General features: G+C 73.1%; 19 protein-coding genes and 2 tRNA genes. 8 read left to right on the top strand and 13 right to left on the bottom strand.

The genetic code is table 11. From position 1 onward, the window contains the following. Positions 1 to 71 precede the first annotated feature (71 nt). The 9 genes from B124_RS15835 to B124_RS15795 all read right to left on the bottom strand — a co-directional run bounded on the left by B124_RS15835 (position 72) and on the right by B124_RS15795 (position 8575). Positions 72 to 806 (bottom strand): D-Ala-D-Ala carboxypeptidase family metallohydrolase, encoded by a 735-nt coding sequence (locus B124_RS15835; RefSeq protein ID WP_496503472.1) that lies wholly within the window; start codon positions 804 to 806, stop codon positions 72 to 74. Positions 807 to 959: 153 nt separating this feature from the next. Continuing rightward, positions 960 to 1607: a peptide deformylase gene (def, locus tag B124_RS15830; RefSeq protein ID WP_496503471.1), complete on the bottom strand. Its 648-nt coding sequence runs from the start codon at positions 1605 to 1607 to the stop codon at positions 960 to 962. A gap of 85 nt (positions 1608 to 1692) precedes the next feature. Continuing rightward, entirely contained in the window at positions 1693 to 2685 is a 993-nt protein-coding gene (locus tag B124_RS15825; protein WP_496503470.1) for a tetratricopeptide repeat protein, read from the bottom strand. Positions 2686 to 2848: 163 nt separating this feature from the next. Next, positions 2849 to 4219: a metal-dependent phosphohydrolase gene (locus B124_RS15820; RefSeq protein WP_496503469.1), complete on the bottom strand. Its 1371-nt coding sequence runs from the start codon at positions 4217 to 4219 to the stop codon at positions 2849 to 2851. Further along, positions 4216 to 5592 carry an HD-GYP domain-containing protein gene (locus tag B124_RS15815; RefSeq protein ID WP_496503468.1) on the bottom strand — a complete coding sequence of 459 codons (1377 nt, stop codon included), beginning with the start codon at positions 5590 to 5592 and terminating at the stop codon, positions 4216 to 4218. Before B124_RS15815 ends, B124_RS15820 begins: the two co-directional genes overlap by 4 nt. Before the next feature lie 104 nt (positions 5593 to 5696). Next, positions 5697 to 6047, bottom strand: coding sequence for a mycothiol system anti-sigma-R factor (gene rsrA / locus B124_RS15810; protein ID WP_496503467.1), 351 nt, complete (start codon positions 6045 to 6047; stop codon positions 5697 to 5699). Continuing rightward, complete coding sequence (locus tag B124_RS15805; protein WP_496503466.1) at positions 6044 to 6862, bottom strand: sigma-70 family RNA polymerase sigma factor; 819 nt, start codon at positions 6860 to 6862, stop codon at positions 6044 to 6046. The genes rsrA and B124_RS15805 overlap by 4 nt, the downstream gene beginning before the upstream one ends. Before the next feature lie 114 nt (positions 6863 to 6976). Continuing rightward, entirely contained in the window at positions 6977 to 7609 is a 633-nt protein-coding gene (locus tag B124_RS15800; RefSeq protein ID WP_496503465.1) for an alpha/beta hydrolase family protein, read from the bottom strand. 144 nt (positions 7610 to 7753) lie between these two features. Continuing rightward, positions 7754 to 8575 carry an SOS response-associated peptidase gene (locus tag B124_RS15795; protein ID WP_496503464.1) on the bottom strand — a complete coding sequence of 274 codons (822 nt, stop codon included), beginning with the start codon at positions 8573 to 8575 and terminating at the stop codon, positions 7754 to 7756. 82 nt (positions 8576 to 8657) lie between these two features. On the opposite strand from B124_RS15795, the gene B124_RS15790 reads away from it, so the two are divergent. From B124_RS15790 to B124_RS15775, 4 genes are all read left to right on the top strand, one after another. Further along, positions 8658 to 9371, top strand: a complete 714-nt coding sequence (locus B124_RS15790; RefSeq protein ID WP_496503463.1) for a M50 family metallopeptidase — start codon at positions 8658 to 8660, stop codon at positions 9369 to 9371. Between the two features lie 132 nt (positions 9372 to 9503). After that, entirely contained in the window at positions 9504 to 10919 is a 1416-nt protein-coding gene (aroA, locus tag B124_RS15785; RefSeq protein WP_496503462.1) for a 3-phosphoshikimate 1-carboxyvinyltransferase, read from the top strand. Between the two features lie 8 nt (positions 10920 to 10927). After that, positions 10928 to 11935, top strand: a complete 1008-nt coding sequence (gene rsgA, locus B124_RS15780) for a ribosome small subunit-dependent GTPase A (protein WP_496503461.1) — start codon at positions 10928 to 10930, stop codon at positions 11933 to 11935. Positions 11936 to 12049: 114 nt separating this feature from the next. Further along, positions 12050 to 12373, top strand: a complete 324-nt coding sequence (locus tag B124_RS15775; RefSeq protein ID WP_496503503.1) for a DMT family transporter — start codon at positions 12050 to 12052, stop codon at positions 12371 to 12373. On the opposite strand, the gene B124_RS15770 is transcribed toward B124_RS15775, so the two are convergent. Continuing rightward, positions 12339 to 12971 (bottom strand): TetR/AcrR family transcriptional regulator, encoded by a 633-nt coding sequence (locus B124_RS15770; RefSeq protein WP_496503460.1) that lies wholly within the window; start codon positions 12969 to 12971, stop codon positions 12339 to 12341. The two genes, B124_RS15775 and B124_RS15770, sit on opposite strands and share 35 nt — an antisense overlap. Before the next feature lie 136 nt (positions 12972 to 13107). Between B124_RS15770 and hisN the strand changes: the two genes are divergently transcribed. From hisN to B124_RS15750, 4 genes are all read left to right on the top strand, one after another. Then, a complete protein-coding gene (gene hisN / locus B124_RS15765; protein ID WP_496503459.1) occupies positions 13108 to 13902 on the top strand; it encodes a histidinol-phosphatase in 795 nt (264 codons plus the stop codon). Between the two features lie 185 nt (positions 13903 to 14087). After that, entirely contained in the window at positions 14088 to 14498 is a 411-nt protein-coding gene (locus B124_RS15760) for a CBS domain-containing protein (protein WP_496503458.1), read from the top strand. A 221-nt stretch (positions 14499 to 14719) separates the two neighbouring features. Then, on the top strand, positions 14720 to 15145 hold the full coding sequence (locus tag B124_RS15755) for a Fur family transcriptional regulator (protein ID WP_496503457.1): 426 nt from the start codon (positions 14720 to 14722) through the stop codon (positions 15143 to 15145). A gap of 43 nt (positions 15146 to 15188) precedes the next feature. After that, positions 15189 to 15265, top strand: a tRNA-Met gene (locus B124_RS15750). A gap of 154 nt (positions 15266 to 15419) precedes the next feature. Here B124_RS15750 and B124_RS15745 read toward each other — a convergent pair. From B124_RS15745 to B124_RS15735, 3 genes are all read right to left on the bottom strand, one after another. Then, positions 15420 to 17237: a tetratricopeptide repeat protein gene (locus B124_RS15745; RefSeq protein ID WP_496503456.1), complete on the bottom strand. Its 1818-nt coding sequence runs from the start codon at positions 17235 to 17237 to the stop codon at positions 15420 to 15422. A 379-nt stretch (positions 17238 to 17616) separates the two neighbouring features. Further along, a tRNA-Met gene (locus B124_RS15740) sits at positions 17617 to 17690 on the bottom strand. Positions 17691 to 17787: 97 nt separating this feature from the next. Next, positions 17788 to 20679: a UPF0182 family membrane protein gene (locus tag B124_RS15735; RefSeq protein WP_496503455.1), complete on the bottom strand. Its 2892-nt coding sequence runs from the start codon at positions 20677 to 20679 to the stop codon at positions 17788 to 17790. Positions 20680 to 20899: the final 220 nt, after the last annotated feature.

Here is a 20899-nt window from a genome sequence, read left to right as displayed (position 1 = left end):
CGACAGCGCCGGCCGGACCCGCCGGGAGGGCGGATCCGGCCTGCGGCTGTCCGCTGGTGCGGCTTCCCGCGTCAGATGCCGCAGCTGGGTGCGGACCAGTAGCGGGAGGACCGGCCGTCCACGTGCACGTGGTCGTTGTGACCCGGGTAGCCGGGGCCGAGGATCCCCGCGAAGCCGTGGGTCCGCGCCTGCTGCGCCAGCGTGCAGAACGACGGGGACCCGGTGAGGTCGGCCGCCGTGCCGTACAGGTGCTGGCTGTTGGAGGCGCCGCCGACCGCGCTGTTGCACGAGTAGGAGCGGAAGCCGCTGCTGATGGTGATGGGCGTGTCCCCGAGGGCACGGCGCATCGCCTCCAGCTTCCACATGGTGCGCTTGGCGTTCTCCTTGGCCGTGGCCGCGGAGACCGCACCACCGCCCCAGGTGGAGTTGCACTTGTTCAGTTCGGCGTACGTGAAGTGCGCCGGGGTGCAGTCGGCGTCCTGCAGGCCGTAGATCTTGTTGTACGTGTTGGTGCCCGCGACGCCGTCCGCGGTGAGCCCATACCGGCTCTGGAACTTGGCGACGGCGGCCTTGGTGCGCGCACCGAACTGGCCGTCGATGGCGAGGACCTCGCCGGACGTCACGTGGCCCGCCACCCGGATCTGCAACTGGGTGACGTCGGACCCGGACATGCCTTCCTTGAGGGTACGGCTCCAGGTGTAGCAGTCGTCCGCCTGCGCGGTGCCGGCGGTCGCGACGGTGCCGACGACACCCGCCGCCGCGATCATGGCAATGCTGAGGATGAGTCTGACCATACGTCTGAGCATCGGACCTCCGCGCCGTGTGAATGGGGGCTCCGAGCGTTACGCGCGGCAGGCGCGCGGTCAACGGGCCACCATTCCGCCACTGGTCCAGACCGCCGCCGTAACCGCCGCGCAAGACACGGCGGTTACGGACACACTGGGCAGCTCGCCGGGCCGTCAGTCGTTGGGGACGGTCTCGTAGCGCGGGGTGTTCTCCGCCATCTGCTGCATGACGTCCTTGCGTTCGCGCTTGGAGAGCCGGTCGATGTAGAGCCGCCCGTAAAGGTGGTCGGTCTCGTGCTGCAGGCAGCGGGCGAAGTAGCCGGTGCCCTGCACCCGGATCGGGGTGCCGTCGAGGGCCTGGCCGCTCACCACCGCGTAGTCCGGGCGGGCCAGCGACATGTACGCGCCGGGGACGGACAGGCAGCCCTCGTTGCCGTCGTCGAGCTGCCGGCGGTCGGCGGGCAGTTCCTCCAGCACCGGGTTGCACACGGCGCCCACGTGCCGTACGCCGTCGTCGTCCGGGCAGTCGTAGACGAAGAGCTTGAGGTCGACACCGACCTGGTTGGCCGCGAGCCCCACGCCCTCCGCCTTCCGCTGGCTGACGAACATGTCGTCCGCGAGCTGCCGCAGCGCGTCGTCGAACTCCGTGACGTCCCGGCACTCGCGGTGCAGCACCGCATTGCCCACCACCGTGATCGGGCGGAACGTACCTCGCTCGCGGGCCTCCCGCTCCCGCGCCTCCGCGTCCGTCACGTCGTCGAGGAACACGTCCGGCGACTCCGCTTCCCGCCCCGCCTGCTGCTGCTCCGCCTGCTGCGTCATCCTCGCCGTACGCCTTCCTGGTTCCCGCCCACACGAGCTTTACGAAAAGAGCCGGAGTCCAGGGTACGACCAGGTGGCAACAGGTTCAGACGACTTCTTCCAGATCCCGCCAGTCCCGGGTGTCCGGGCTGTCGGCGGCCCAGCTCTCCAGCAGCCCGCGCACCAGCGCCGCGGGCGCGGCTATCCCGCACTCCCGCTCCGGCACCCACAGCCCGTCCTCGGTGCGGTGCACCAGGGGCCCCGGCTGGCCCGGCTCGCTGTGGTCGTGCGGGTCGAGGGTCGCCTGCAGCGAGCCCTCGGCGCTGGGCATGCAGCTCTCCGAACAGGTGCGGCAGAGCAGCCGCACCGACGACGACCAGTCCTCGGCCGCGTACCCCGCCTCGGCCGCCAGCAGCTCGACGGCGTCCCGGTCCGCCTCGGTGGCCGCCTCCAGCAGCACCACCCACGTCGGCACCGGCGACGGTGCCCACAGCTCTATCTCGTCGAAGACCGGGTACGAAGGACCCGCCAGCGTCGCCCGCTCGCCGTGCGGCACCCCGTCGTGCAGCACGACCTCGCCCCAGCGCCGCCCCGACGACGGCAGCGGGATGCTCTGCACCTCGATCCGCGCCGGGTCAAGCCGGCGGCCCCAGACGACCTCCGCCTCGCCCTCCGGCGACAGCCGGACCGCGGCGCTGCCCAGCTCCATGTCCTCCGGCGGCTCGGCCGCCCCCTGGTGCGCGGCGCCGCCTGGCACCCGCAGCCCGTACGCCTGCCAGGCCCGCCGCGCCAGCGGCCAGTCCTGCAGCGCGGTGGCGGCGATGCCGACGTTCCACCAGTCGGGCGCGCCGGCCTCGCGGTCGAGCAGCGCCACGGCCCGCAGCCCGGCGGCGCGCGCCTGCTCCCAGTCGTGCCGGAACTTGTGCAGCAGCGCCAGGTTGAACCACGACTCCGACAGCCAGGGCTCCAGGCCCGCGGCACGCGTGAGCAGCGCGCCCGCGTCGTCGTACCGGCCGTCGCCGATCAACGTGAACGCGCGGTCGGTCGCCTGCCGCCACGAGGCGGAGGGCCGATGCCGTGTTCTGCCGAAGATCCTCACGATTCCTGCCTGCCGTCCTAGCTCCAGGATGACCACTGCGCGGCCCGTCCGCACGGTGTGCTCTCCCAGGGGGCGCCGTTGCTCCCCGCAACTTCCTGTCCGCTCGGGTGCCGGGCTATGCCCGCATCCAACCACGCGGTGCCGTACACCCGCTTCTTACCGGTCAGTTCGGGTACACGCCACTGGCCAGCACCTCCCGCAGCGCGTCCACCACGGCCGGGTCGTACTCGGCGCGAGGGGCCAGCCGCAGCCGCTCCAGGGCCGCGAGCGGTCCGGCGGCGACCGCGCCCTCACCCTTCGCGTTCCCCGTCACCAGTGCGTCGTATGCGGCGGCGACGCGGACGATACGGGCCGCGACCGGCTGGTCACGGTACGGCTCCGCCTGCCGCTCCACGACGACGGCGACCTCGGGGGCCACCCCGGTCTGCCGTACCACCGCGCCGCCCAGCAGGGCGATGCGCCGCCGGTCGGCGAGGCCGCCGGCGCCTGCGGGGCCCTCGGCGCCGGCGGTGCCCTCGGCACCGGGGGGCACCGGACCTTCGGCGCCGGGGGGCACGGGGCCGTCAGCGCCGGAGGGCACGGGGTCCGCAAGCGACAGCTTGCCGAGGTCGTGCATGAGCGCGGCCTGCTCCAGCACGTCCAGCTCCCGCTCGGACAGCCCCCGCACCCGGCCGATCGCCCGGCTGAGGGCCGCGACGCGGTGGGCGTGGCCCGGGGAGTGGTAGCCGGCCATCTCGGTCGCGCGGGCCAGGGAGGCGATGGTCTGGCGGTACGTGCGGCGCACGGCGGCGTAGCGGCGGAACGAGAGCTGGGTGAGCAGCAGCGGCAGGCTCAGCACCGGCAGCGCCCACACCCCCGTCACCTGCGCGGCGAGCGCGATGACCACGCCGGTCGCGCACATCGCGGAGCCGACGCCGGGCAGGGCGCGCAGTTCGTCGCGGAGCAGGGGGCCGTACGGCCAGCCGGTGCGGGCGCGGGCGAGGCACGCGGCGAGCACGGCGTCGCAGAGCGCCGTCAGCGCGAGGACGCCGAGCAGGGCCAGGACGTAGCCGGGGCCCGCGGCCAGGCCGGTGACCGGGCCGCCGCCGTCGTCCGGGCCGCCGGCGCACAGGGGGCGGCAGCAGGCGGCGGCGAAGGCGGTGCCGAGGACCCGGCGGACCAGGTGCTCGGCGGTGGGGCCCTGGCCCCGGGCGATGTGCGGCACGGCGCCGACGACGGTGGCGGTGAAGGAGACGGCGGCGATCTCCAGTACGGCGCCGCCCGCCGTGTCCGCGGGGAGGCAGAGCAGCGCGTACCCGAGCGCACCGGCGGTGGCCAGCGGCGCGGGGAAGCGCGCGGGGGCGCACGCGCGGTGGTCGCCCGCCACCTCGCCGAGCACGATGAGGAGGCCGAAGGCGAGCGCGGCCTCGGGCTGGGCGAGCCCGTGCCGCAGCGTCCAGCAGAACCCGGCCGCGGCCACCGCCGCCGCGGCCCCGACCGCCACGCGCACCTCGGGCGGGGTCCCGGGGCGGAAGCGGAGAACCGATTCGCTCACGGCGTACCACCGCTGCGTACGACGGTCTCGGCGGCCGGCGCCCGGCTCGCCGCCCGCTGACCGGCCCCGCCGCGCAGCGGCGCGGGGACCGTCACGGGCTCGTCCGCGGTGACCTCGGCGTGCCAGCCGCGGCGCTCGATCACCCCGGCCAGCGCGCGCACCACCCGGGGGTCGAACTGCGCCCCCGCGCACCGCCGCAGCTCCGCCAGCGCCGCGGGCACCTCGCGCGCGCGGCGGTACGAGCGGGTCGACGTCATGGCGTCGAAGGCGTCGGCGACCGCCACCACGCGGGCGTATTCCGGAATCCGCTCGCCGGTGAGCCCGTACGGGTAACCGCGGCCGTCCATCCGCTCGTGGTGGTGCAGGATCGCCGAGCGCACCTCCTCCAGGAAGCCGATGCCGCGGACGATCTCGTGCCCGTACTCCGGGTGCAGCTCGATGATCCGCCGCTCCTCGTGCGTCAGCGGCCCGTCCTTGCGCAGGATGCGCGTCGGCACGCCGAGCTTGCCCACGTCGTGCAGGATCCCGGCGAACCGCAGCACCTCCTGCCGCCGCTCGTCCATGCCCAGCTCGCGCGCGATGAGCACCGACGCGCGGCCGACCCGCTCGCTGTGCCCGCGGGTGTAGCGGTCCTTGATGTCGACGGCCTGCACCAGCGCCCGGATCGTCGCCTGGTGCGCCGCGCGTTCCCGGTTGGCCTGGGCGAACGCCCAGCAGGAGATGGCCATCGGCAGCAGCACGAGCAGCCCGCTGGCGGGCCCGTGCGGGCTGTGCCAGAGCATGGCCATCATCAGCCCGGCGAGCCCGTGCACGAGGTACACGCCGGCCGCCGCGGGCGCCGCGGCGAGTACCGCGCGCGGGGAGCGGCGCTCGGCGGCGGCCTGCATCAGGGTGTCCAGGCAGGTGAGTACGGCCCAGAAGGCCGCGACCGCGACGAGCGCGGCGGGCAGCAGCTCGGGGAAGCCGGCCACGCCGAGCCGGGCGTCCCCCGGCACGCGCCCGGCGGCGTACGCGGCGGCCCAGGCGGCGAGCGCCAGTTCCGCGGCCCGCCACAGCCGCCGCGGGACGGCGGGCTGCTCGGTGATCCGGGCGGTCAGCGCGCCCGGGAGGGGGACGAGGGCCGCCGCGGCGGGCGGCAGCAGAAACGCTCCTGCAAGCAGGACGGGAAAGAAGGCGCCGATGCCGTCGGGCACCCGGCCGGCCAGCGGCGGGATGCGCCAGAGGTGTTCACCGGCCGCACAGACGGCGGCGAGCAGGGCCAGCGCCGCCCAGGGGGTCGCGGCGCCGGGCCGCAGCGCGGGGGCGGCACACGCCGCCGCGGCCAGCAGGGCGCACAGCAGACAGCCGCGCCCGGCTGCAGAGACCTGCGCCATCTGCCCCATGCTCCCCACGCTCCTCGTCCGCGCAGTACTCCGTACGAGTTGGGGAGCATAGGGCGGCGCCTACGGCCGCATGGGCGCAGTCGCGTAAAAGAACACTACGAAGCGGGTGGATTCGCACCTTCGAGTGACGTGGGGCGGCCGTCGTCCCCGGTGCCTTCGGCGTCGAGCAACGGCTGCTCCGGCACCTCGTCGCCGGACCTGATGGTGTCGATCCGGCCCATCACCTTCGCGCGCAGGTCCGCCGGCACGTCGTCCTGCCCGCAGCAGCGTTTGACCAGCTTCTTCACGGCCTGCTCCAGGCCGTACTTCTCCAGACACGGGTTGCACTCGTCGAAGTGCACCTGGAACTTCGCGCAGTCGCCTTCCGGCATCTCCTGGTCGAGATACTCGTAGAGGTGGTCGAGGACCTCTGAGCAATCCGTCTCGTGCGGCTCTCCGCAGCTCATGCTCCCGATCCCTTTCCCGTGTGCGAGCCGGCCGACTCCGGTCCGGCTCCCGCCGGCATCAGGCCGCGCTCCTGCGCGTAGTCCTCCAGGAGACCGCGCAACTGGCGGCGACCGCGGTGCAGCCGGGACATGACCGTACCGATCGGTGTCCCCATGATGTCCGCGATCTCCTTGTAGGCAAAGCCCTCGACGTCCGCCAGATAGACCGCGATGCGGAACTCCTCCGGGATCGCCTGGAGGGCTTCCTTCACGTCCGAGTCCGGCAGGTGGTCGAGCGCCTGGGCCTCGGCGGAGCGCAAGCCGGTCGACATGTGCGACTCGGCGCGCGCGAGCTGCCAGTCCTCGATCTCCTCCGCGGCGCTGCGCTGCGGTTCACGCTGCTTCTTGCGGTACGAGTTGATGAACGTGTTGGTCAGGATGCGGTAGAGCCACGCCTTGAGATTCGTGCCCTCGCGGAACTGGTGGAAGGACGCGTACGCCTTGGCATAGGTCTCCTGCACCAGGTCCTCTGCGTCGGCGGGGTTGCGCGTCATGCGCAGCGCGGCCGAGTACATCTGGTCGAGGAACTGGAGCGCGTCCCGCTCGAAGCGCACGCTCCGCTCGGCGGACGTCTCCTGCGGCGCCGTCCGCTCCGCGGCCGGCTCGCCCTTCCCCGTGTCGGTCCCTGCGACGAGACCCACCTCCTCCAGCACAGTGGTGGAGCCTGCGGTGGCCCCGTACGGTTCGGAGGATAGACGACGTCCGTGCACATCCGCCGCCCAGTACTTCTCCGCTGCCTCCGGCTGCGGACGCGACGGGCATGCAACCGCGCTCATGCGTGTCCCTTCATCGATCACGTGAACGTACATCGGTGAAAACACAGACCGCCGATGCCGCATTCCCCGCTGGTGCCGGGGGCTGCCGGGGGCGGGGGCCCATCGCGGCCGGCGTCAGCGCAGGCCGGCGAGCCAGTCCACCGCGGCGGCGGTGATCACGGCGACGGTCCCTGCCTCGTCCGGCGGGGCGCTCTTGGCCACGGCGAAGCCGTGGTCCGCGTACGGCACGGGCACGACGTCGATATCCGCGGGGAACTCGGCGGGGCCGCCGAACGGGTCGCGCTCGCCCTGCACCACGCGGGTCGGCACCCCGGCGTCCAGCAGCTCCGCCAGCCGGGACTTCTCCGGCTTGCCCGGCGGGTGCAGCGGGAAGGCCAGGGCGAGCACCGCGCGGGCGCCGAGGGCCCGGGCCGTACGGCACGCGACCCGGGCGCCGGCGCTCCGGCCGCCGGCGACGACCGGCACGCCGGGTTTCTCCAGGGCGGGCCACAGCGCCGTCCAGCCGGCGTCGAGGGTCTTGGGCGCGGGCGCCAGCTTGCGGCCTGCGACCCGCCAGGGCTGCTCGACGAGCGCGACGGTGACCCCCTCGGCCGGCAGCGCGGCGGCCAGCGCGCGCAGGTCGCGGGCTTCGATGCCGGCGCCGGCGCCGTGGCTCAGGGCGAGCACGAGCCGCGGGCGCGCGGCCCGGTGCCAGGTGATGCGGGCGTCGCCGGGCGGGGTGGCGACGATCTCGGTGGTGGGCTTCACGCGCCTCAATCTAGGCGAGCCGCCGGCCCGGCCGGCCGGACCCCGAACGGCACGTCCGCCCGCACCGGTGAAGCCCCGCACCCCGCAGGCACCCGTCCGGCCGGCACCCGGCTGGCACCCGGCTGGCACCCGGCTGGCACCCGGCTAGAACAGCGTCTCCTCCTCGGGCGCCGCCATCTCCTCCACCAGCTCCGCGCCGTTGTTCCGCACGTCGCTCACCTTCGTCGACACCGGGAACGCCCGCAGCAGCCCCGCCGGCGGCGGGGTCAGCAGCTCCCGCAGCGCCTCCGGGTCCTTGTTGGCGGGGTCGAGCCAGGCGTCCCAGCGGTCCGGGGTGAGCATCAGCGGCATCCGGGGGTGGATCTCGGCGAGCGTGTGCGGCCCCGACTCCCCCGCCGGGCCGCCCGCCAGTTCCGTGGTCTCCGCCTCGGTCGTCACCACCGTGCACGTCACCCACCACGCGCGCGGGTCGTCGTCCGGGAGCGTCTTGTCCCGCCAGAACTCGAAGAGCCCGGCCATCGCGAAGACCGAGCCGTCGGCCGGGGTGACGAAGTAGGGCTGCTTGCGGGGCCGCTTCTTCTTCCCCTGCTCCTCAAGCTGCCGCTCCCCCTTGAACGTCAGCCACTCGAAGTAGCCGTCGGCCGGCAGCAGGCAGCGCCGGGAGACGAACGCCCGGCGGTAGGCCGGCTTCTCGTGCACGGTCTCGGCCCTGGCGTTGATCATCTTCACGCCCAGGTCCGGGTTCTTCGCCCAGGACGGCACGAGCCCCCAGCGCAGCGCGCGCAGCTGCCGCACGGGCCGGGGGTCGTCGGAATCCCGCTCGGGGCGCTCCAGCACCGCGTACACGTTCTTGGTCGGCGCCACGTTGTAGTCGGGGGCGAGCGTCTCCTCCGCGTCCCACTTCTCCACCTCGAAGAGGTGGACGAGGTCGTCGGGTTTCCTGCTCGCCGCGTACCGTCCGCACATGGGTGTCAAGACTGCCACGCCCCTCTGACAGCCCGCACATGCCGCCTTGGCTACCCTGCTCGTCCGAGCACCGGGAGGGCACGTGGAAGGAACCAGCTTCGGCGAGCTGTGGGACCGTGTCGTCGGCACACAGCCGGACCCCTCGGAGTGGCTGGTCGCGGTGACGGGGCTCGTGGCGCTCTCCGCCGTGCTGTCCTGGGGCGTGTGGCGGGTGGCGCGCAATGCCGTCACGATCGCGCACGAGGGCGGCCACGGTCTGGTCGCCGTGCTCACCGGGCGCCGCCTGGAGGGCATACGGCTGCACTCCGACACCTCCGGTCTGACCGTCAGCCGCGGCAAGCCCTCCGGCCTCGGCATGGTCCTCACCGCCGCCGCCGGCTACACCGCTCCGCCGCTGCTCGGCCTCGCCGGCGCCTGGCTGCTGGCCGACGGGCGCATCACGGCGGCGCTGTGGGGTGCGATCGCCCTGCTCGCGGCGATGCTGCTGATGATCCGGAACGCGTACGGGGTGGTGACCGTCGTCGTGACCGGCGCCGCGTTCTTCCTCGTCTCCTGGCTGACGGAGCCGGAGGTGCAGGCGGCGTTCGCGTACGCGGCCGTGTGGTTCCTGCTGCTCGGCGGGGTGCGGCCGGTCTTCGAGCTGCAGCGGAAGCGGCGCCGCGGCGAGGCGCCGCAGTCCGACGCCGACCAGCTGGGGCGGCTGACGCACACCCCCGCCGGGCTGTGGGTGTTCCTGTTCTACATCGTCGCGCTCTGTGCCCTGGCCGGCGGTGCCCGCTGGCTGCTGGACCTCTGATCCGCCCGGCGGGGTTCACGCGCCCCGCTCCGGGACGGCGGCCGTCGCCCCGGTTGTCCACAACCCGCCGGTTGTCCACAGGCCGGCGGCGGACCCTGCGAGGGGCGGGCCGGCCCGCATAGGGTGAGTGCCATGACCGCTTCGCAGAGCAGCCCCTGGCCCGCGCCGACCGCCTCCGGCCCGGTGACCGCGGCCGTCACCGTCCCCGGATCGAAGTCGGTGACGAACCGGGCGCTGGTGCTCGCCGCTCTCGCCGCCGAGCCGGGCCGGCTGCGCCGGCCGCTGCGCTCGCGCGACAGCGCGCTGATGGCGGGGGGCCTGCGGGCCCTCGGTGTCGGCATCGAGGAGGCCGCCGGCCCGGACGGCGCCGAGGAGTGGCGCGTCACCCCCGGCGCCGGGCTGCGCGGCGACACCGCGGTGGACGTGGGCAATGCGGGGACGGTCATGCGCTTCCTGCCCCCCGTCGCAGCCCTCGCCGACGGCCCGGTCCGCTTCGACGGCGACCCGCGCAGCCACGAGCGCCCCCTGCACGGCGTCATCGACGCGCTGCGCGCCCTCGGCGCCCGGATCGACGACGCCGCGCAGGGCAGCCCCGGTGCCCTGCCGCTGACGGTGTACGGCGAGGGGGCGCTGCGAGGCGGCCCGGTCGAGGTCGACGCCTCCTCGTCGTCGCAGTTCGTCAGCGCGCTGCTGCTGTCCGCGCCGCGTTTCGACAAGGGCGTGGAGCTGCGCCACACGGGCCACCGGCTGCCCTCGCTGCCGCACATCCGGATGACCGTGGAGATGCTGCGGGCGGCCGGCGCCGTGGTGGAGGCGCCGGAGGACGGCGGCGAGCCGTACGTGTGGCGGGTGGCGCCGGGCGCGCTGCGGGGCCGGGACCTGACGGTGGAGCCGGACCTGTCGAACGCGCAGCCGTTCCTGGCCGCCGCGCTGGTCACCGGCGGCCGGGTGACGATTCGCGACTGGCCGGCGCGGACCACGCAGCCCGGGGACGCACTGCGGGGGATCTTCACCGAGATGGGCGGCTCCTGCGAGCTGGTGACCACCGCGGAGGGCACGGGCGGCACGGACCTGGTTTTCACCGGCCCCTCGGCCGGGGCGCCGGGAGGGGGCGTGCGCGGCATCGACATCGACCTCTCCGAGGTCGGCGAGCTGACGCCCGGCATCGCCGCGGTGGCGGCGCTGGCCGGCTCGCCGTCCCGGCTGCGCGGCGTGGGCCATCTCCGGCTGCACGAGACGGACCGGCTCGCCGCTCTCACCGAGGAGATCAACGGGCTGGGGGGGGACGTCACCGAGACCGGGGACGGCCTGGAGATCCGTCCCCGCCCGCTGCACGGCGGCCTCTTCCACACGTACGACGACCATCGGATGGCCACCGCGGGCGCGGTCCTGGGTCTGGTGGTGGAGGGTGTGCGGGTGGAGAACGTGGAGACGACCGCCAAGACCATGCCCGGCTTCCCCCGGATGTGGGCCGGCCTCCTCGCCGGGACGGACTCCGGTGCCGGGTCCGCAGCCGGCGCGCCCGCCACCCCCGCCCGGAGAGCCTGACCCACGCGATGCGGCGCTACGGCAAGAACCCCGACGAGGACGACGTCCGCGTACGCCCTGACCGCCGGGGCAGCCGCCCCCGCAGCCGCAACCGCCCCAAGCACGAGGACGCCACCGAGGGCTTCGTCCTGACCGTCGACCGCGGCCGGATCACCTGCCTGGTGGGGGAGCGCACGGTCACCGCCATGAAGGCGCGCGAGCTGGGGCGCAAGGGCATCGTCGTCGGCGACCGGGTCGCCGTCGTCGGGGACGTCTCCGGCGCGCCCGGGACGCTGGCGCGCATCGTCCGGGTCGAGGAGCGCACGTCGGTGCTGCGCCGGACCGCGGACGACGACGATCCGTACGAGCGCGTGGTCGTCGCCAACGCCGACCAGTTGGCCATCGTCACCGCCCTGGCCGACCCGCCGCCCCGGCCGCGGCTGGTGGACCGCTGCCTGGTCGCCGCGTACGACGGCGGGCTCGACCCGCTGCTGGTGCTGACGAAGTCGGATCTGGCGCCCGCGGACGAACTGCTGAAGTCGTACGCGCCCCTGGGCGTGCGGGCCGTCGCCTGCAACCGCGACGAGCTGGCCACCGGCGCGGGCGCCGCCCGGGTGCTGGACCTGCTCACCGACCGGGTCACCGCCTTCGTCGGCCACTCCGGCGTCGGCAAGACCACCCTGGTCAACGCCCTCGTGCCGGAGCGCCAGCGGGCCACCGGCGAGGTCAACCTCGTCACCGGCCGCGGCCGGCACACCACGACGTCGGCGCTCGCCCTGCCGCTGCCCGACGACAAGGGCTGGGTCATCGACACCCCGGGCGTGCGGTCGTTCGGCCTGGCCCACGTCGATCCGTCGCGCGTCATCCACGCCTTCCCCGACCTGGAGCCCGGGACGGCGGACTGCCCGCGCAACTGCAGCCACGACGAGCCGGACTGCGCGCTCGACGCATGGGTCGCCGAGGGCCACGCCGACCCCGCCCGGCTGGCCTCGCTGCGCCGTCTGCTCGCCACCCGCGAGCGCCGCGAAGGAGACTGACGGGGGCTCAGCCCGCGGGCCCCGAAGCCGTGCGGCAGGTCCATCGCCCCCGCCCACGCGCGTTGGGCATAATCGCAGGAGCGTCAACCGAACGGGAGGCTCTACACGATGGCGATGGCGTGGCTGATGGTCGTCGTGGCCGGAATCCTCGAAACCGGCTTCGCCGTCGGCCTGAAGCTCTCCCACGGCTTCACCCGGCTGTGGCCGACGGTCGCCTTCTGCGCCTTCGCGCTCGGCAGTTTCGGCCTGCTGACGCTGTCGCTGAAGAAGCTCGACGTCGGCCCGGCGTACGCGGTGTGGACCGGCATCGGTGCCGCGGGCACGGCCATTTACGGCATGGTCTTCCTCGGCGACATGGTCTCCACGCTGAAGATCGTCTCCATCACGCTGGTGATCGTCGGCGTCATCGGCCTGCAGTTGTCCGGTGCGGCGCAGTGACCGCCAGCAGCCCGCGGACCGCCCGCTCCACGTCCTCGCCCCTGGCCGCGGGCGCGACCACGTACGACAGCGTCAGCCGGGTCACCGCCTCGCAGACCCGGCGGCGTTCGCCCGGCGGCCCCGCCAACTGCTCCTCCAGCGCCCGCAGTACCCGGTCGCGTACCTCCTCGACCAGCTCCGCCGGCGTCTCCACGGACGGGCCCGTGCGCCGCGCCCCCGGCGCCCCGCCGCGGGCGGGCACGCGCCGCACGGGGGCCGGTAGCTGCTCGCTCCAGCATCCGGTGAGCGCGGCGCGCACCAGCGGGTTGCCGCGCGCGGCGCGCAGCGTCCAGGCGACCAGGGCGAGCAGCCGGCCCCCCGCGTCTGCTCCGGATCTGCGGGCACCGTCCAGCGTGCGCTCCACGCCCGCGAGGTAGCCGTCGATCTCGCGTCTGACGAGGGCCTGGGCCAGGCCCTCCTTGCTGCCGAACTCGTTGTAGAGAGTCTGGCGGGACACCCCGGCCGCGGCGGCGACGTCGACCATCCGCACCGCTGCCCAGGGCCGGGCCCTGAGCGCCGCGAAGGCGGCGTCGAGGAGTCCTTCTCGCGCTGTAGGCATCGTGGCCTCCAGAGGGCGACCGTGCGCTCAGAATTGACGCACCGCCAGGTGCTGTCAAGGGTCCGTACGAGGGGGCCCGCGACCCGCCGCGCGCGGCCGAAGGTTGGCGGTGCACCTTTGGGGTTACTGTTCGTTCATGGCCGGTTTTCATGATGATCTGCGTCTCGCCCACGTCCTGGCGGACGCCGCCGACGCCACCACGATGGAGCGGTTCAAGGCGCTCGACCTGAAGGTCGAGACGAAGCCCGACCTGACTCCGGTGTCGGAGGCGGACAGATCGGCGGAGGAGCTGATCCGCTCCTCACTGCGGCGCGCCCGGCCACGCGATGCCGTGATGGGCGAGGAGTACGGCACCGAGGGCACAGGGCCGCGGCGCTGGATCATCGACCCCATCGACGGCACGAAGAACTACGTCCGCGGGGTCCCCGTCTGGGCGACGCTGATCGCGCTGATGGCGCCGGGTGCGGAGGGCAACCAGCCGGTCGTCGGCGTGGTCTCGGCGCCCGCCCTCGGCCGCCGGTGGTGGGCGGTGCAGGGCGGCGGCGCGTACACCGGCCGCAGCCTGGCGAAGGCGAGCCCGCTGCGGGTGTCGGGGGTGCAGCGCATCGAGGACGCCTCGTTCGCGTACTCCTCACTGCACGGCTGGGACGAGCGCGGCAGGCTCGACGGCTTCCTGCACCTGACGCGCGACTGCTGGCGCAGCCGGGGGTACGGGGACTTCTGGCCGTACATGATGGTCGCCGAGGGGACGGTCGACATCTGCGCGGAGCCGGAGCTGTCGCTGTGGGACATGGCGGCGTGCGCGGCGATCGTGGCGGAGGCCGGCGGCACCTTCACGGGCCTGGACGGCGAGCCCGGTCCGCACAGCGGCAACGCCGCGGCGTCCAACGGGCTGCTCCACCAGGAGCTGCTGAAGTACCTCGGCCCGTAGCCGCTCGTCCGGGCCGCCGGCAAACCCGCGCGCGGGGGCGCGGACCGCGGCCGGCCGGGCTTCTCCCGCCCCCTTGTTGCTCTCTGCCGTGCGTGCCAGTCTGACGGTGACCGGCCTTGTGAATTTGTGAAATCCTTCACAGGTGAGCACAAGGGCCCGTAACGCCTAGGAGGTGGCCCCACCCCATGCTCGTCCGCGACGCCATGAGCACGGTGGTCCTCACCATCGGCCCCGCACACACCCTCCGCCAGGCCGCCCGGCTGATGTCGGCCCGGCGCGTCGGCGCGGCGGTCGTCTTCGACCCCGACACCAGCGGGCTCGGCATCCTGACCGAGCGCGACATCCTCAACTCCGTCGGCGCGGGCCAGGACCCGGACATGGAGAAGGCCGACGACCACACGACCACGGACGTCGTCTTCGCCGCACCCGGCTGGACCCTCGACGACGCCGCCGGAGCCATGACCCACGGCAGCTTCCGGCATCTGATCGTCCTCGACGACGCGGAGCCCGTCGGCATCGTGTCCGTACGCGACATCATCCGCTGCTGGACCCCGGAGCGGCAGGAGCCGGAGCGCCGCGAGACAGCCCTCGCATAGCGCGCCCGGACGCGTCAGAGGGGCCGGGAGCCCGACCGGCGTCCCGACCCCTCTGTCCGTGCACGGCAACCGGCCCGCGGCCACGCAGGGCCTGGAGCGTGACCTCGGGACCGATCGCCGCAGTCTCCCAGGGAGCCTACATTAGACTTAGTCCAAGTCAAGATCTCAATGAAGTTCGTATGGCTTCTGGCCATAGAGCGGTGCGCTGCTACCCTGAACGCATGAGTGACCTCCTGGAGCGACTGCGCGGCCGTGGCTTCCGGCTCACCGCACAGCGGCGGGTCGTGGCCGAGGTCCTGGACGGCGACCACGTGCACTACACCGCCGACGAAGTACTCGCGCGCGCCACCGCCCGGCTCCCCGAGATCTCGCGGGCGACGGTCTACAACACGCTGGGCGAGCTGGTCGCGCTCGGCGAGGTGCTCGAAGTCAGCACGGACGGCCGCGCCAAGCGGTACGACCCGAACGCCCACAGCGCGCACCAGCACCTGGTGTGCAGCCGCTGCGGCTCGATCCGCGACGTGCGCCCGGAGGGCGACCTGCTGTCGACGCTGCCCCAGGAGGAGCGTTTCGGCTTCCGGGTCTCCGGCGCGGAAGTCACGTATCGCGGCATCTGCCCGGATTGCGCCGAGGGCCACGGGAAGTAATTTGCGCTGGTCGACCGGCCAGGGGTAGTGTTGTTTTCACCGACGCGGGGTGGAGCAGCTCGGTAGCTCGCTGGGCTCATAACCCAGAGGTCGCAGGTTCAAATCCTGTCCCCGCTACCAATGACGAAGGCCCGGACCCTATGGTCCGGGCCTTCGTCTTCTGTTGTGTGAGTGAGCCGCCGCCGCCTGAGTGAGCTACCGCGAAGGGCCGGCGGCTGTATGCCGCCGGCCCCTCCGCCGTGCTTCTTCGCTTCTTCCGTGCTTCGCGCCGGTCTCAGGCGGTGAGCTCCTGCGCGAGCGCGTCCCGCAGCCGGGCGGCGCGCTCGGCGACCTCCGCCGGCCCCAGCTCCACGGCCCGCGACGACCAGTGCTGGCTCTCCGGCAGGTCGCCCCTCCGGGCGGCCAGCAGCGCGAGCCGCAGGGCGGCACGGCCGTGGCCGTGCTCGGCCGCCCGGCGCCACCAGATCGCCGCCTCCGCCGCGCTGCCCTCCCGGGCCAGCAGCAGGCCCAGGTTGAACGCGCCGTTGCGGCTGCCGGCCTCCGCGGCGGCCCGGTACCACCGGCCCGCGGCCTCCGTCTCGCCCCGCCCGGCCGCGCGCATGCCCAGCCGCACCTGGGCGCGCCGGTGGCCCTGCCGCGCGGCCTGCTCGTACCACCGCTCGCACTCGGCGTCGGCGTCGGAGCCGCCCGGGCCGACGGCGGCATCCGCGGACCCCGCGTCACCCCACGCCCGCGCGCTGCGGGAGCCCGCGGCACCCGGGGCGTCCGGTCCCGGCCCCGCTTGGGGCCCGGGGCGCCGGTCGTCCAGCAGCGCCGCCAGCCGGAACGCGCCCTCGGGGCTGCCGCCCTCGGCGGCCGTCCGCAGCCGGTGCTCCGCCTCCTTCTCCTCGCCGTCGCGCAGCAGCGCGATGCCGACCTGCAGCGCGGCCTCCACGTGCCCGGCCGACGCGGCGCGCTCGTACCACTGCCGCGCGCCCGTCTCGTCCTCCCGGTTCGCGTGGATGATCCCGAGGTTGAACGCCGCGTCGACGCTGCCCGCCTCCGCGGCCTTCGAGAACCACGGCTCGGCGCCCGCGGCGTCGCCGCGCTGCAGCAGCAGCACGGCCAGCGCGTTGGCCGCCTCGCAGTGCCCGGTGTACGCGGCCTGCCGGTACCACTGCTCGGCCTGCGCGATGCGGTCCTCCCCGGCGCACAGCAGCGCAAGGTTGTACGCACCGTTGATGTCGCCCGCGCCGAGCGCCACCCGGTACCACCGCTCCGCCTCCTGCGGCTCACCGCGGTCCGCGTACAGCGCGCCGAGCGCGTTCGCCGCGTTGCCGTCGCCGTCCTTGGCCGCCTGGCGCCACCACACGGCGGCGCTGGCGTCGTCGCCGGCGTCGCGCAGCAGGAAGCCCAGCGCGCAGGCCGCGCGCGGCTCACCGCCCCGCGCGGAGATCACGTACCACCGGCCGGCCTCCTGCGACTCGCCGCGCTCCTCCAGGAGCGTGCCGAGGTGCAGCGCGGCGCGCACGTGCCCGCGCGCGGCGGCCTGCCGGTACCACTGCTCGGCCTCGGCGACCGGGTCGTCACCGGCCCCGGCCGCGCCGCGGACGAGACTCACCGTGCCCGGCGACGCCGGCGGCGTCAGCCGCGTACCGGTCTCGACGCCGCTGCCGGACCGCGCCCGGGTGCCGGTGTCGAGGATGCGCGCCAGACGGTACGCCGCCTCGCGGTGACCCTTGTCCGCCGCGATCCGGAACCAGCGCTCCGCGCCCACGTCGCTGCGGTGCTCCAGCAGGTCGGCGAGGGCGTACGCGCCCAGCGCGTGCCCGGCCTCGGCGGACTGGCGCAGCCAGTACTCGGCGCCGGGCTCGTCGCCGTTCTCCCGGTAGTAGCGCCCCAGGGCGTGCGCGGCGGCGGGCGAGCCCCCGACCGCGGCGATACGCCACCAGCCGGCCGCCTCGTGCGTCTGGCCGCGCTGGTAGAGCAGCACGCCCAGGTTGTTCGCCGCAGCCCGGTCGCCCTCGGCGGTCGCCGCGCGCAGTATCGGCTCCGCGCCGTCCAGGTCCCCCTTGCGCAGCAGGGCGGCGCCCCGCGCGCTGAGCTCCGCCACGGCCGGGTCCTGGCCGCGCGCAGCCCTCAACTCACCGGCGGCGGCGGGAGCCTTGCGCTCCTGCCCACCGGTGCCCCCTGTCCTACGGGCATCCAACACCCTTGCCTCGTCCCCCATGAGGTCCATCGTCGCACCACCTGCAACCCGCGTACACCTGGTATACCGCAGCCAGGAAGGTCACTTCAGCGGTTTGTCGACTTCCCGACAGGACGACTCATCAAACCTTGTCACGCCCACAACCCCCAAAACAATGACCTCAAGAACGAACACACGACCCATCCGTCCCCCTTGCACCACCAGCCCCAGGGACACCCACGGGTCACATGGGTGACACACGTCGAGGCCCGGAGTCCGTTGGACTCCGGGCCTCGATCTCGCGTAGCGGGGACAGGATTTGAACCTGCGACCTCTGGGTTATGAGCCCAGCGAGCTACCGAGCTGCTCCACCCCGCGTCGTGTGCCGTAAGGCTATCACGGTGCCGGGCGCCCCAACGCCGCCGGCCCTCGCGGCCCGTGGCCCGCCGGACGTCACGTCCGGCGGGCCACGGCCCTAGGCCCCGCCGCCTCCGCCGTCACCGGCATCACCGGCATCACTGCCGCCTCCGCCGTCACCACCGCCGTCGGCGCCCTCACCGGCTCCGTCGTCGCCGTTCGAGCCGGCCTGCTGCTGGGCCTCCTCGATCCGCTGGAGGGCGTCCTGCAGGTCCTCCTGGGCCCTGCCGTACGCCTCCCAGTCCTGCGGCTCCTCCTGGAGCGCCTGCTGGCCGTCCTCGTAGGCGTTCTGGGCGTCCTCCACGGCGTCCTGGAGGCTGCCCCCTGCCGGTGGTTCCTCTTCCGGTGGCGGCTCCTCGCCGGTGTCCTCGGGTGGTGTCGCCTCCTCCACCCCGAAGACCACGTTCAACGCCTTGGGCAACGTGTCCTCGAAGGCCGTCTGATCGCCGTACGTGACGAGCACCTTGCGCAGCAGTGGGTACCCGGTGCCGGTGCCTTGCACGTACACCGGCTCGATGTAGATCAGTCCGCCCTCCAACGGCACCGTCAGCAGGTTGCCGTAGATGACTTCCGAATCGCCTCTCTGCAGGATGTTGATCTGGTCGGCGATCGCGGCGTTGGAGTTGAATCTGGACTGCACGAGCTTCGGTCCCGGCACGGGACTGTTGGGCGGCAGCTTCAGGATTCTGATCTGCCCGAAGTCGTCGCTGCGCGCGTCCGCGCCCACGGCCATGTACGCGCCGAGGTTGTTCCGGTTGCGTGGCGTGAACGTGGTCGTCAGCGAGAACGACCGCGAGTCCTGATCCGGCATCTTCATGCTGAGGTAGTAGGGCGGCACCGAACTCTCGACCTTGGTGGTCGGGTCGTCCGGGATCTCCCACTGCTCACTGCCGGAGTAGAACTGCTTGGGGCCGGTGACGTGGTACTGCGTCAGCAGCTCGCGCTGGACCTTGAACAGGTCCTGCGGGTAGCGCAGATGGTCCATCAGCGAGTCGCTGATCTCCGAGCGCGGCTTGACCGTGTCGGGGAACGCCTTCATCCACGTCTTGAGGACCGGGTCCTCGGTGTCCCACTCGTAGAGGTCCACGCTGCCGTCGTAGGCGTCGACCGTGGCCTTCACCGAGTTGCGGATGTAGTTGACCTGGTTCTGCTGCGCGACCACCGAACGCTGGTCGTCCGTCAGCGAGTCGGCCGTCGTGTCGCCCAGGGTGGTCCTGGTCGAGTACGGATAGCCGTTGCTGGTGGTGTAGGCGTCGACGATCCAGGTGATGCGGCCGTCGACCACCGCCGGATACGGGTCGCCGTCGATGGTCAGCCAGGGCGCGACCGCCTCCACCCGCTCCTTGGGGGTGCGGTTGTACATGATCTGCGAGCCCTCGCCGATCGCACCGGAGTACAGGATCTGCGGTTCGCTGAACGTCAGCGCGTACGCGGCCCTGTTGATCGGGTTGGACAGGTCGACGCCGCTGTCGCCCTTGTAGCGGTACGTCTTCTCGCCGGAGTCATCGGCGTAGTCGACCTCGTCCTGCGGGCCGCCCACGATCGAGTAGTCGCGGGTCTGCTCGCCGTAGTAGATGCGCGGCTCGTAGTCGCCGAGCTCGCCCACCGGCGGCAGGTCCTTCTCCGTGTAGGACGGGTCGCCGTCGTCGGTCACCTCGGTGCCCTTGGCGGCGACGACACCGTAGCCGTGGGTGTACCGGAAGTGGCTGTTGATCCAGCCCTTCTCCGGGATGCCGCCGACGTTGATCTCACGCAGACCGACGACGGTGTCCTGCGAGTTGCCGTCCTTGTCCTCGTACCGGTCGACGTCCAGGGTGCCGGGGAACTGGTAGTAGCCGCGGACCTGCTGTTGCTGCTGGTACGTCGGCGAGACCACGCTCGGGTCGAGCAGACGGACGCTCGCCGTCTCGTCGACGGCGCCGCGCAGATGCTCGTTGGTGGTGTCCTTGGGCGCCTGGCCGGTGTAGTCCGTCACCTTCGAACCGTCGATGTCGTACGCCTTGCGCGTCGCCTCGATGTTCTTCTCGATGAACGGCGTCTCCTTGGCCTGCTCGTTCGGCTGCACCTGGAACTTCTGCACGATCGCCGGGTACAGCCCGCCGATCAGGATCGCGGAGAGGACCATGAGGCCGAGGCCGATGAGCGGCAACTGCCAGGTGCGCCGCCACAGGGTGGCGAAGAACAGCACCGCGCAGATGATCGCGATGACGAAGAGGATGGTCTTCGCCGGCAGGTAGGCGTTCGCGTCGACGTAGCGCAGACCGGTCCAGCCGTCTGTGGTCTTCAGCCCGCTGGTCTTGGTGGCCAGGCTGTAGCGGTCGAACCAGTACGCCACCGCCTTGAGCGCCACGAAGGTGCCGAGCAGCACCGCGAGATGACCGGTCGCCGCGGACGTGGCCCGCGCGCCGGGGCTGGAGATGCGCAGGCCGCCGTACAGGTAGTGCGTGAGTGCGGCGGCGATCGTGCACAGCACGACCGCGGCGAAGCCGAAGCCGAGCAGGAAGCGGTACCAGGGCAGGTCGAACGCGAAGAAGGAGATGTCCTTGTGGAACTGCGGATCCTTCTCGCCGAACGACTGGCCGTTCACCCACAGCAGCCACGTGCGCCACTGCCCGGTCGCGGAAGCGCCGGCGATCAGGCCGACCAGCGTGGCGATGCCGAGCAGCACCCACTTCTTGTACGGCGCCAGGTTCATCCGGTAGCGGTCGAGGCTCTCCTGCTCCAGCGACATCGCGCTGAGCGGCGGCCTGAGCCGGTGCGCCAGCCACATGTTGAAGCCCACGGCGAGCGCCATCAGCAGGCCGAAGACGAAGAACAGGCCCACCTTGGTCCACAGCCGGGTGGTGAAGACCGAGGAGTAACCGACGGAGCGATACCAGAGCCAGTCCGTCCAGAAGCCGGCGAACATGACGAAGATGATGCCCAGGATGGCGAGCACACCCAGCGTCATCAGCAGCGTTCGTACCCGCCGGGACGGCCTGCCCACACTGATCCGTGGCCCGGTGGGGCCTCCGCCGCGGTCCGGCATCTGGAAAGCCAAGGTGGCACCTCGAGACTTGAACGTCTGGTCATAAGGCCCCCGCGGCACAGGGGCTCAATGTGGCAACTTACTAAAGCTTTACTCAGTTCCCGCCGGGGGGTGGCAGAGAGCGATGAGGCAGGATGACGAG

The organism is Streptomyces sp. CNP082 (assembly GCF_059570535.1).
This window is presented reverse-complemented; position numbering and strand designations above follow the sequence as displayed.

Coding starts and splice junctions, on each gene's coding strand:
- def (WP_496503471.1), bottom strand. CDS start 1,607: ATGACGCAGCAGGCGGAGCAGCAGCAGGCGGGGCGGGAAGCGGAGTCG.
- rsrA (WP_496503467.1), bottom strand. CDS start 6,047: ATGAGCTGCGGAGAGCCGCACGAGACGGATTGCTCAGAGGTCCTCGAC.
- B124_RS15735 (WP_496503455.1), bottom strand. CDS start 20,679: ATGACGCTGGGTGTGCTCGCCATCCTGGGCATCATCTTCGTCATGTTC.
- rsgA (WP_496503461.1), top strand. CDS start 10,928: ATGCGGCGCTACGGCAAGAACCCCGACGAGGACGACGTCCGCGTACGC.
- B124_RS15770 (WP_496503460.1), bottom strand. CDS start 12,971: ATGCCTACAGCGCGAGAAGGACTCCTCGACGCCGCCTTCGCGGCGCTC.
- aroA (WP_496503462.1), top strand. CDS start 9,504: ATGACCGCTTCGCAGAGCAGCCCCTGGCCCGCGCCGACCGCCTCCGGC.
- B124_RS15805 (WP_496503466.1), bottom strand. CDS start 6,862: ATGAGCGCGGTTGCATGCCCGTCGCGTCCGCAGCCGGAGGCAGCGGAG.
- B124_RS15775 (WP_496503503.1), top strand. CDS start 12,050: ATGGCGTGGCTGATGGTCGTCGTGGCCGGAATCCTCGAAACCGGCTTC.
- hisN (WP_496503459.1), top strand. CDS start 13,108: ATGGCCGGTTTTCATGATGATCTGCGTCTCGCCCACGTCCTGGCGGAC.
- B124_RS15760 (WP_496503458.1), top strand. CDS start 14,088: ATGCTCGTCCGCGACGCCATGAGCACGGTGGTCCTCACCATCGGCCCC.
- B124_RS15795 (WP_496503464.1), bottom strand. CDS start 8,575: ATGTGCGGACGGTACGCGGCGAGCAGGAAACCCGACGACCTCGTCCAC.
- B124_RS15835 (WP_496503472.1), bottom strand. CDS start 806: ATGCTCAGACGTATGGTCAGACTCATCCTCAGCATTGCCATGATCGCG.
- B124_RS15815 (WP_496503468.1), bottom strand. CDS start 5,592: ATGGCGCAGGTCTCTGCAGCCGGGCGCGGCTGTCTGCTGTGCGCCCTG.
- B124_RS15755 (WP_496503457.1), top strand. CDS start 14,720: ATGAGTGACCTCCTGGAGCGACTGCGCGGCCGTGGCTTCCGGCTCACC.